Origin of the sequence: Pseudomonas oryzihabitans (assembly GCF_007665395.1) — a bacterium.
GTDB classification, from domain to species: Bacteria; Pseudomonadota; Gammaproteobacteria; order Pseudomonadales; family Pseudomonadaceae; genus Chryseomonas; species Chryseomonas psychrotolerans_C.
On sequence record NZ_VDND01000020.1, the window covers coordinates 23,069 to 33,618 of the forward strand.

The 10,550-nt window shown below is 63.8% G+C and carries 11 protein-coding genes; 7 read left to right on the plus strand and 4 right to left on the minus strand.

Annotated elements, in window-relative coordinates; translation table 11 throughout:
• On the minus strand, nucleotides 1–1,544 hold a 1,544-nt coding region (locus FSV73_RS25120), incomplete at its 3' end, for a glycoside hydrolase family 5 protein (protein WP_145013076.1).
• A gap of 455 nt (nucleotides 1,545–1,999) precedes the next feature.
• Between FSV73_RS25120 and xth the strand changes: the two genes are divergently transcribed.
• Entirely contained in the window at nucleotides 2,000–2,788 is a 789-nt protein-coding gene (gene xth / locus FSV73_RS25125; RefSeq protein ID WP_145013058.1) for an exodeoxyribonuclease III, read from the plus strand.
• Nucleotides 2,789–2,794: 6 nt separating this feature from the next.
• Here xth and FSV73_RS25130 read toward each other — a convergent pair whose 3' ends face one another.
• A complete protein-coding gene (locus tag FSV73_RS25130) occupies nucleotides 2,795–3,187 on the minus strand; it encodes a hypothetical protein (protein WP_145013060.1) in 393 nt (130 codons plus the stop codon).
• Between the two features lie 276 nt (nucleotides 3,188–3,463).
• Between FSV73_RS25130 and FSV73_RS25135 the strand changes: the two genes are divergently transcribed.
• Together FSV73_RS25135 and rfbD are read left to right on the plus strand one after the other, a co-directional pair.
• Nucleotides 3,464–4,318: a sigma-54-dependent transcriptional regulator gene (locus FSV73_RS25135; protein WP_145013062.1), complete on the plus strand. Its 855-nt coding sequence runs from the start codon at nucleotides 3,464–3,466 to the stop codon at nucleotides 4,316–4,318.
• 248 nt (nucleotides 4,319–4,566) lie between these two features.
• Nucleotides 4,567–5,451, plus strand: coding sequence for a dTDP-4-dehydrorhamnose reductase (gene rfbD / locus FSV73_RS25140; RefSeq protein WP_145013064.1), 885 nt, complete (start codon nucleotides 4,567–4,569; stop codon nucleotides 5,449–5,451).
• A gap of 56 nt (nucleotides 5,452–5,507) precedes the next feature.
• Here rfbD and FSV73_RS25145 read toward each other — a convergent pair whose 3' ends face one another.
• Nucleotides 5,508–7,076, minus strand: a complete 1,569-nt coding sequence (locus FSV73_RS25145; RefSeq protein ID WP_145013066.1) for a catalase — start codon at nucleotides 7,074–7,076, stop codon at nucleotides 5,508–5,510.
• 258 nt (nucleotides 7,077–7,334) lie between these two features.
• On the opposite strand from FSV73_RS25145, the gene FSV73_RS25150 reads away from it, so the two are divergent.
• Complete coding sequence (locus FSV73_RS25150; RefSeq protein WP_145013068.1) at nucleotides 7,335–7,571, plus strand: hypothetical protein; 237 nt, start codon at nucleotides 7,335–7,337, stop codon at nucleotides 7,569–7,571.
• Nucleotides 7,572–7,678: 107 nt separating this feature from the next.
• A complete protein-coding gene (locus tag FSV73_RS25155) occupies nucleotides 7,679–7,885 on the plus strand; it encodes a carbon storage regulator (RefSeq protein ID WP_186309347.1) in 207 nt (68 codons plus the stop codon).
• Nucleotides 7,886–7,913: 28 nt separating this feature from the next.
• On the opposite strand, the gene FSV73_RS25160 is transcribed toward FSV73_RS25155, so the two are convergent.
• The gene (locus tag FSV73_RS25160; protein ID WP_145013072.1) at nucleotides 7,914–8,375 is read right to left on the minus strand and encodes a hypothetical protein; all 462 of its coding nucleotides are present in this window, start codon (nucleotides 8,373–8,375) and stop codon (nucleotides 7,914–7,916) included.
• 604 nt (nucleotides 8,376–8,979) lie between these two features.
• Here FSV73_RS25160 and FSV73_RS25165 point away from each other — a divergent pair.
• The gene (locus FSV73_RS25165; protein ID WP_260856165.1) at nucleotides 8,980–9,291 is read left to right on the plus strand and encodes a hypothetical protein; all 312 of its coding nucleotides are present in this window, start codon (nucleotides 8,980–8,982) and stop codon (nucleotides 9,289–9,291) included.
• A gap of 489 nt (nucleotides 9,292–9,780) precedes the next feature.
• Nucleotides 9,781–10,550 (plus strand): MCP four helix bundle domain-containing protein (locus tag FSV73_RS25170; RefSeq protein WP_145013074.1); only part of this gene is annotated, 770 nt, incomplete at its 3' end.

Sequence of the window (10,550 nt, forward strand, 5' to 3'; positions counted from 1 at the left end):
TGCCCGGTGGACCCGCTCGAGCCCGTCGTGGTGCCCGGGACGGTGACGGTCGTACCCGAGGTGGTGGTACCGGTGCTCAGGGTCTTGGGATAGCCGACGGCGTTGCCATCGAGCTGGGCGCTCTCGATGAACACGCTCATGTTGCTACCCACGACCTGGGCGTAGGTCACCTTGTAGCTCTTGCCATCGGCCGGCGTGACCTGCGCGCCCACCTTGAAGGCGCCCACGTTCGCCGTCGACGCCGGGATGGAGAAGCCCGCCGCCTTGCGATAGACGCCATGCAGCCAGTCTTCGTTGGTGAAGTCGTTGATCGAGGTCGTCACCCCGGTCGTGGTCGAGCCGCCGCTGCTACCGGTACTCCCGGTACCCGCGGAGGAACCCGTCCCGGTGCTGCCGCCGTTGCTCGAGCCGGTGTTGCCGCTGCTGGAACCCGTCGTGCCGCCACTGGATCCGCCGGTGGTGCCCGAGCCGCTCGCCGGCGTGGTACTGCTGCCACTGCCCAGCGGACCAATCGCGGTGCAGCTGCTGTCATCGATGTACTTGCTCAGGGTCGGCCACTGCGGGCGGTCGGCGCCGTTGATCGGCTCCACCGACAGGAAGTAGTTGCCCCAGCCCGGGCCCGCCGCCCAGTAGGTCGCGGGGATGCAGTTCTGCTTGAGGTAGGCCAGCATCCGGTCCATCAACGGCAGCCAGCGGGCATCGTTATCCGGCACGCCGAATTCGCCGATCATGCCCTTCTTGTTGTTTTTCTTCAGCCATTCGACGAAGGGGCGCACGCGCTCCACGCCGTAGTCCTGGCTGAGTTTGCCCACGTCGATGCCGGTGTAGTTGCCGCCGGCGCTCTCGTCGAAATAGGAATGCGCCTGGAAGATCAGGTTGTCGGACGGATCCTTGAGTGCCAGCAGGGAGTCGTTCCACAGCGGCCAGCGGGTGGCTTCCGACCAGCCGTTGCCTTCGATCATGATCGGCTTGGTCTTGTCGACGGCGCGTACCCCGTTGATGCCGTACTGGGCGGCGATCGGCCACTGAGCCATGGAGTCGTGCGGCTCGTTCATGATGTCGTAGGCATAGAGCGACGGCTGGCTGCTCCAGCGCTGGGCGATACGGGTCATGATCTCCTGATAGCGATCATAGGGCACCGCGGCGCTGCCGATGACCGAACCCCGGTAGAAGGTGTAGTTGTGCAGGTCGAGGATGATGCGCATGCCGTACTTCTGCGCATTGGCGAAGGTCTGGTCGATCAACGCCGCATAGGTCGGATCCAGGGCGCCGCCCAGGACCGGCTGCAGCCGTTCCCAGATGACCGGGAAACGGATCAGCTTGATGCCCTTGCCACTCCACTGCTTGAAGTAGGCCTCGACGGGAAAGATGTAGTTGGTACCGTTCACGCCCGGTAGGACCTGGCCGGCGAAGCCGGCTCCGGACAGGTTCAGGCCCACCAGGTTGACCTGTTCGGCGTTGGCACCGGGAGCGAGTGCCAAGGCGGTTATGAAGGGTAGAGCTTGAGCTACCCGACGGGAACACTTGAGGAAAGATGCTTTCATCGTCACCAACTGCGCTAGATCGACACGTGAACGCTCTCCTTGAACACTCGCCGACATGAAGTGAGAGAAGGGCCTCGCTGAGGGTCTTCAACGAGGCGATGCCTCCAGGCGCATCGATCCATACAAGCGGTATGCCAGCTTTCGAGCCAACTCCTAGTGGCCACTATTTTGCTATTATTTTAAATATAATTAAGCTATTGATTTTATTAGACTTCTTATAATATTCCGTTCGTCGACTCATTGTTATCTCAGTGGAGATTGCAGACGTATGACGGCAATGAGAGCTGCTTTCGTCAAATTTATCGACCCTAACTTTGCCAAATGGCCAAAAAGTTCCCGAAGGTGCCAAAAAAAGTAAGTCGCAAAATAACGAGAACTGCTTCACATAATGTTCCGTAGAGGAACTGCGGAGTCACGGCACCAGTCAGGACTAGGTCCCTCGAAAGGAGCGCCAGATGACCGCCCTCACCCTTGCGACCTACAACGTCAACGGCATCCGTGCCCGGCTGCCCATCCTGCTGCAGTGGTTGGCGCAGGAGCAGCCGGACATCGTCTGCCTGCAGGAACTCAAGGCCAAGTCGGGTGACTTTCCCCAGGCCGAGCTGGCGGCGGCGGGCTATGGGGCGCTCTGGGAAGGACAACCGTCCTGGAACGGCGTGGCCATCCTGGCGCGTGATGACGAACCCCTGGCGATCCGCCGTGGCCTGCCCGGTATGGAGGATGACCCGCAACGCCGCTACCTGGAGGCGGCGGTGAAGGGGGTGGTCGTCGCCAGCCTGTACCTGCCCAACGGCAATCCCTGGCCGGGACCCAAGTTCGACTACAAGCTGGCGTGGTTCGAATGCTTCATCGACCATGCCCGTGGCCTCTTGGATAGCGGCCATCCCGTGGTGCTCGCCGGTGACTACAACGTGGTGCCCACCGATAGGGACATCTACGATCCCAAGTCCTGGCGCAAGGACGCCCTGCTGCAGCCGGAAAGCCGCGCCTGCTTCGAGCGCCTGCTCGCCCAGGGTTGGCTGGACGCCCTGCGCGAGCGCCATCCAGACGAGGCCATCTACACCTACTGGGACTATTTTCGCCAGCGCTGGCAGCGCAATGCCGGCCTGCGCATCGATCATCTGCTGCTAAGCCCGGCGCTGCAGCCCGCCCTGCAAGAGGCGGGCGTGCACCGCTGGGTGCGGGACCTGGAAAAGACCAGCGACCATGCACCGACCTGGATTCGCTTCGCCGCACCCGCCTGAAGGCGCTCAGGTATCGCGCAGCAGGTCGTTGGCATTGAGCAACTGGAAGAGCACGTCGGGATGCTGGACCAGGCCACGCCGCACGGCCGCCGGTATCGACTGATGGAGCTTGCGACACAATCCGGGCCGCGGCTGGAGCTCGATCAACATGCCGCGCGCGCTGCGCACCTCGCCCGGTCCGGGCCGGACCTCCAGGCGAATGCCCAGCTGCTCCTGCAGTCGCTGCTGCAGGCGCTGCAGCTCCGCCGTGCTGGCAATGGCTTCCAGCCGGTCCAGCAGGCGCTGCTCCTCCTGTCGATTGAGCAGGAGCGCCCGGGCGTCCGCGCCAGGGTCGGCCAATACGGCCTCGCGTTCGCAGGTGCAGACGCCAGGGGGACAGGGAGCTCGCAGAGACGCCATGGAGTCTGGTTTCCTCGGTAATGGCAGAGCGCGCGGCCCGTCGAAGGGCAAGACCACGGGAGCGTCGCCGCTTGGCCTGGTGGATCGCCCGCACGCAGCCAGGCAAGCAGGCCGCGTTTACGGTACCGCAACGCGGCCGCTACGCCCTACCGCCCATCGTGACCGATTCCGAGCGCCACGGCTCGCCATTCTGGCACTTCGCTCCCTACTCAAATAACCAGAAGTGCTCAAAGCATAGCGAAAGCGTATTTTTAGCTATAACTCAGGCGCGCTAGCATGTCCCCTTCCAAAGCTCGTGACGTTGCCATGCCTACCACCTCGCCCGACCTGCTGATCGTCCCTGCCGATCAGCGCAGCACCCTGACCATTCGTGCCAAGGCGCTGGCCTTCGCCGATCCCCGCTCGCGCGAGCTGCTGGAGCAGCTGGATGAACTCGCCTCGCCACCGCACCCGGTCGTGCTCGCAGGGGAATGGGGTACGGGGCGTGAATTGCTGGCGCGCCGGCTACACGAACGGAGCGGTCGCACCGGCTTGTTCAGCAGCCTGAATTGCGCATCGCTCAGCCCACGCCACGGGGGCGCCGAGTTGTTCGGCTATGTGCCGCGGGCCTATGCGGGCACCTCGGGGAGTCGGGTAGGCTGGTTCGGCACCGCCCACGAGGGCAGCCTCTATCTCGACGAAATCGCCGACCTGCCCCTCGCGTTGCAGGAGGAACTGGTGCAGGTACTGCAGCAGGGCAGCATCCTGCGCCTGGGCAGCAGTCAGCGTACCCCGGTCGACGTACGCCTGATCGCCGGCTCCAGCGTCGATCTGCCGCGCGCGGTCGAAGCCGGCCATTTCGCTGAGCGCCTCTGGCAGCTCCTGGCCCCCGGTCAGGTGCTGGTCCCGCCGTTGCGCGAGCATCCGGCCGATCTGCTGCCGCTCGCCCGTCACTTCCTGCTGCAGCACGCCGAGCGGCTGGGCCGCGCCCCGCCGCCCCTCACGGCAGCGGATGAAGCGGCGTTGCTCGCCTATCGGTGGCCGGGCAATATCCGCGAACTTGAACAGGTTCTCCATACCGCCCTGCTGACCGCCTCGGCGGCAGGTCTCGAGCTTGGCAAGCTGCTGCCATCGTCCCCCGGTACGCGCTGAACTCCGCCGACGAACGGCAGTCCTAGCCGCGTACCCCTGACCGAGTTGTACCATGACCGCTTCGTTCTCTCCGTCGATGCCCACTCCGCCATAGCCAGCGGCTGACCTCTTTCCGCAGGAAAGAGGACCGGAAACCCGCATTGTCGCCACTGGCGGCAGGCCGTGTTTCGTGCGGGAAAAGCCACGGCTTTTCAGGAATCGACGTTCAGGACGTACGCCTTCGCTCGAAGGCGTTCAGGCATGGTTTTATGAATATTGTGATCACTGGCCGCTCCGGCCAGGTTTCGCGCGCCTTGCAGCGCGAGTTCGGTAGCACCCATCAGTTGACCATCCTTGGCCAGGCGGAGCTGGACCTGGCCCAGACGCGCGGTATACGTACCGCCTTCACGCGGCTGACACCCGACCTCATCATCAACGCCGCGGCCTACACGGCGGTGGACCAGGCGGAGGAAGACCGCGAGCGCGCCGCCGCGATCAACACCGAGGCGCCCCGGATACTGGCCGAGTTGGCGCGCGAGCGGGACATTCCCTTCGTGCATTATTCGTCCGACTACGTCTTCGACGGCCGGGGTCAGCGCCCCTATACCGAACGCTGTGCGCCCTCCCCCCTGAGCGTCTACGGCCATTCCAAGCTGGCGGGCGAACAGGCCGTGCTGGCGGCGGGTGGCCGCGCCCTGGTCCTGCGTACCTCCTGGGTCTACTCCCACGACGGCCAGTGCTTTTTCAACACCATGCGCCGCCTGCTGGCCGAGCGCGACGAATTGCACGTGGTGGACGATCAGCGCGGCGCGCCAACCTGGGCCCCGACCATCGCCACGGCGACCCGCCAGTTGGTCGAGCGACTATTCCAGCGCGGCGACGTCGGCGGGCTCTATCATTTGACCAATGCCGGCCAGACCTCCTGGCATGGCTTCGCCGCGGCCATCGCCGAGCGCCTGGAACGCCGCGGTCAGTTGCGCGCCCGCCTCTATCCCACCACGACCGACAACTACCCCACCCCCGCCACACGGCCGCGCTTCTCCTGTCTGGATTGCAGCAAGGTCGAAGCGGTGCTACCCGTCGCCCTGCCCGACTGGCAGGCAGACTTCGAGCGCTGCTGGGCACTGTTCGAGCGCAGCGAATGGCTGCATTGACGTCGGCACCCTCGGCAGCGGACCGCTCCGCCGCCGAGGGCCGCCAGGTCGCGTGGTCAGGCAGTTTCCCGTTCGCCACCCTGGTAGGTAGGCACCGCCACGTCCTCGTTGGGCGCAGGATGGCCCGGTAGATTGGGCAGGGCCTTGGCCTTCTCCAGGTCGATACCGGCGCCCTGGGCCACGCGCGTGCCGTAGTCCGGATCGCAGTGCCAGAAATGCCAGACCATGCGCAGCTGGATGTCTTCGGGACAGGCGCGCAGATCGGCGACCAGGTTGGCGATGAGGTCGTCCCGCTCCCAGGCCTCGAAGGAGCGATAACGCGCGCCGGTCTGCTGATAGTCCGCGGCGGTCTTGCGCGACTGGTAGCGTCCCAGGTGCCCTTCGATCCACTGGCGGTACTCGTGCTGCGGCCGCGGCGCCTCGCTCAGGCCACCCTGGGAACTGGGCTCGTAGTTCACATGGGGATTGCTGCCGCTACGGTCCACCTGCAGGGCCATCTGGCCGTCGCGCTGGTTGGTCGCATAGGGACAGCGGGGCGCATTGATCGGCAACTGCAGGTAGTTGGCGCCGACCCGGTAGCGCTGGGTATCGGAATAGGACAGGGTGCGGCCCTGCAGCATCTTGTCGTCGGAGAAGTCGATCCCCTCCACCAGCACCCCCGTGCCGAACGCCGCCTGTTCGGTTTCGGCGAAGACGTTCGAGGGATTGCGATCCAGCACCAGGCGACCCACCGGCAGCAGGGGAAACTGCTCCTCGGGCCAGCGCTTGGTGTCGTCGAGGGGATCGAAGGGCAATTCGTCGTGCGCCTCGTCCGTCATGATCTGCACGCACATCTCCCACTCGGGGTAGTCGCCCCGGTCGATGGCCTCGTAGAGATCGCGGGTGGCATGGCCCACGTCGTACTTCTGGATGTCCGCCGCCTGCTCGCTGGTGAGGTTCTTGATGCCTTGCTTGGGCTCGAAGGAAAACTTGCACAGCACGGCCACGCCCTGGTCGTTGACCAGCTTGTAGGTGTTCACGCTCGAACCCTGCATGTGGCGGTAGTCCGCGGGGATGCCCCAGGGGCTCTTCACCCAGGTCACCATGTGCAAGGCCTCGGGGTGATGCTGGACGAAGTCGTAGAAGCGCCAGGGCTCCTGGCGGTTGGTGATGGGATCGGGCTTGAAGGCGTGGATCATGTCCGGAAACTTGATGGCATCGCGGATGAAGAACACCTTCAGGTTGTTGCCCACCAGGTCCCAGTTACCGTCCTCGGTATAGAACTTGATGGCGAAGCCGCGCGGATCGCGCGCGGTTTCCGGCGACTCCTTGGCGCCGATGACCGTGGAAAATCGCAAGAATACCGGCGTCTTCACCCCGGTCTTGGTCAGCACCTTGGCGCAGGTATAGCGACTGGCCGGTTCATCGCCGATGGTGCCATAGGCCTCGAACCAGCCATGGGCGGCGGTGCCCCGGGCATGCACCACCCGCTCGGGAATCCGCTCGCGGTCGAAGTGGGTGATCTTCTCGATGAATTGATAGTTTTCCAGCGTCGCCGGGCCTCGCTCCCCCACGCTGCGCAGGCTTTGATTGTCCCGTACCGGATGGCCTTGGCGGGTCGTGAGAGTGATCTTGTCGTCGCTCATGGTGGTCTCCAGGCTGTTCACGTCGAACACAGCAGTGACCGGCCTCGCCCGGCGCCGTTTTCCCGTGCCGGACGAGCTGCGCGACAACGAAACGGCGGCTCAGCCGCTTGCGCGGACCACCCGTAGCTCTAGCTGGTACCTCTTGTCCGTTCGGCGGAAAAAATCGATGATCGCGCTATCGACCTCATCCAGACTCCTCATCACCGGTCGATACCCTTCACGGCAATACTCCAACAAGAACGCCTGCCGGAGCCTCCCATGTCAGACGATTACGAAAGCGATTCGAACCCTCTCGCCAAACCTGGGCGGGCGGCGGATTTCAACGAGATGGCCGCGGCGGTCGCCGCCGCGATCTGCGTGTGGGCTCTGGCGACCCTGGTCGCCGTGGTGGCGGGCTACCACGGCAGTGGCCCGACCAATACCATCAATCTGCTGACGGTACTGGCGGCGGCGGTGGGCTTCGTCGGGCGACGCTGGCAGCTCGGGCGGCGCTGAGGCACAGGGCGCAGCGGATCCGCGCCTGGCCAAAAATATGTCTACTGGTTCTCACAGGCAGCCGGACTAGCTACTATGCCAGTCCTGAAATCATGGCAGGGATGCTCATGTCTTATCTGGTCCTGACGCGTCGCCCCGACGAGGTCATCAATCTATCGCTCAAGCCGGGCGCCAATGAAGAACAGGTGCTGGATCAACTGTTCAACGGTGGCATCAACATTCGCATCGTCAAGTTGCAAGGCGATCGCGTGCAGGTGGGCATCCAGGCCCCCGCCGACATCAGCATCATGCGGCAGGAGCTGCTGCCCTTCTGAACCGCTACGCGCTCGCCGATACCCGGGATCAAGGCAGCTTGCGGTTGCGCACGTACTCGAAGCGCCCTTCCAGACCTTGCCATTCCACGCCCTGCCAGAGTTCGGGAGACAGTGTCCCTTCGGCTTGCAGATCGGCGCGGTAATGGGCGAAGAACGGCTGTCCGTCACGTAGCACGATGACGTTGTGGCGCTCTTCGATCTGGGCGATGAGATCCAGCACGGCCTCGGCCGTTCGTCCACCGCTCAGGCAATAGCAACTGCCATATTGGTGGAGCATGCTTTCGAAGCGGTAGCGATAGAGGGTGCAGCGATCGGTTTCAAGATGGATGCGTTGGCCCTTGGCATCCTGCAGGGCGTGATGCACGCAGTGATCGCAGTCTTCGAATTCCTGCCGCGATTCCACCCACTCACCGAGAAACTGCTTCTTCCACCGCCAGACCAGCAGCCCACGATCTTCAGGTCTTGAGTACACGCTGACCTTATAGAGCATCGCTCGACTCCTCTTTTATTGTTATGTGCCGCAGCCACCCCCTCCTGGTCGCGCGTCTTGGTCAGGCCGAAGGAGGGTCGTACGCTCTGGAGCGTACGTTTCCAGCATCGCTCCATTTACCCGACGCGTCCAGCCATTCAGGGGCCTCCGGCACTACCGCTCGACGGCGCCCAGCGGCAGCGCCAAGCGCCAGAACAGCCACGGCTTCGTCCAACTTCCATACAGGTAGGTGTGGCCCACCGGGGCTCGATCAGTCGCCTATTTCGCCGGGAAACAGTGGAGTTAGAGCGAAATACAAGTTGCGTACAAGTTCTGCTACCGCCTATCAGGCAGGGATTAAAAGCCGGTTAAGCGGAATACAACTCGACTATATTCAGCCCATCCAAGTGGTTGCCAAGTGCAGAAAGGCTAGCGATTACAGGAACTTGAGAAAATTCGAGAGGGCTTTGAGAGCATTTCGATTTTGCACTGTTCACGGCACGGCTGCGCTAGCAACTATAAGCGCCGAGTTACTCAAGTTGATGGAACCCGAGGGCAATAACCTCCGGAGCAGCGCCACGTGCAGGGCCATCTATCACACCTCTTACCTGTTGAAGGATCCGTCATGCCTGGCCTGGAGAGCGACTTTAGAGAGGCGCTGCATTACGCCACCAGAAACTGCCCGGCCCGCACGACGGGGCAATTGGCGGCCATCGACTATGCCGATAGAGCCATCCGCCAAGGCCTGGAAGCGCTCACCTCGCTGGAGCGCAAGACGCTGATCCTGGAGCTGGGCTTCTGGCTGACCCATTACCGGCGGCTGCAGGAATTCTCCGGGCAAGCTGCTGGGCAAGACCAGGCTGCCGCCGACCCGCCGCAAAGTGCTACGCCAGCAGACGCCAAGGCCTGCGCTCCTCGGGCAAGCAGGACCACCTAGCACGCCAGGAAGAGCAGAAACCCGCGGAGACCTCGCCCCGTGCGGGCGCTCGAGTTGCAGTGGGAAAGCCATCTCTGCACCCCGTTGTGTCCTACCGGCCAAGTCTTCATCGAGGCCAGTAGTCGAGCGAGCACTTCGCCGACCTCGCCGCCTCCCACGCCGAGCCGCTCCCCTCGCTCACGTCCCGCTGCCGTTCTCCCTCAACGCCGCCACCCCTTGCCAGTCGTCCTATAGCCAACCGATCTCGCACTCCGCACGATAAATACTCGCCTCCGTTCGCCGACCCGCTTGTGCGCTTCTCGCTGTCGAGCCCTCCTCCAACCTCAGGACAATCAGCACCGAGCCCGAAAAAGTACTGGCGCAGGCACGGCGCGACAGCCCTCTCCCAGCCAGGGATCTTCGGATCCGACCGTAAAATGGCCAGACGTTTGCTCCAGAAACGAAGCGACCGGCCGAAAGCCTGGAATCCCTCCTGCAGAGCCGTTCGCCATGTCACTTCGCTCGCTGTCCATAGCCAACCGCACGCTGTCCTGTTTTGGCCTCCTGGTCGTACTGGTGGTCAGTCTGGGCCTGTTCGGCCTGCTCCAGCTCTCGCAGCTGCACGGTCACGGCGTCATGATCGAGACCCACAACGTGCCCAGCATCGTCGAAGCCGACAATCTCGCGCTGCAGCTGGCCCGCACCCGCACCGAGGTGCTGCGCCTGCTGGCCATGAGCGATGCGCCCACCGTCGCGTCCACTCGCAAGAAGATCAAGGAGATCGATGCCGAGGTGCAGGCCGGTTTCGGTCGCTACGAGAAGCTGATCGACTCCGATCGCGAGCGGCAGGCCTTCGACAATCTACGGCAGGTGCATCGCGACTATGTCCGCGATACCGAGCAGGTAGCCGAACTGGTCGGCGCAGGCAAGCTCGATGAGGCGCGCAGCTTCGTCCAGAGCAACATGGCGCAGCTCGGCCCCAAGATGAACGACCAAACGGAAGTCTTGCGCAAGGTCAACCAGGAGGACATCCAGGCCGCGTCCCAACAGTCCGACCATACCTATGCACAGGGCACCTTCGTCACCTGGGTCGCCATCGGCCTGGCTCTGGGCCTGACCCTGCTGCTGGCCTGGCGCCTGACCCTGAGCCTGACCCGCCCGATCGCCGAAGCCGTCACCGCCGCCAAGACCATCGCCAGCGGCGACCTGACCCAGACCCTGGATACCCGCGGCCACGACGAAGCCGCCCAGCTGCTGCAGGCCATGCAGCAGATGCAGAC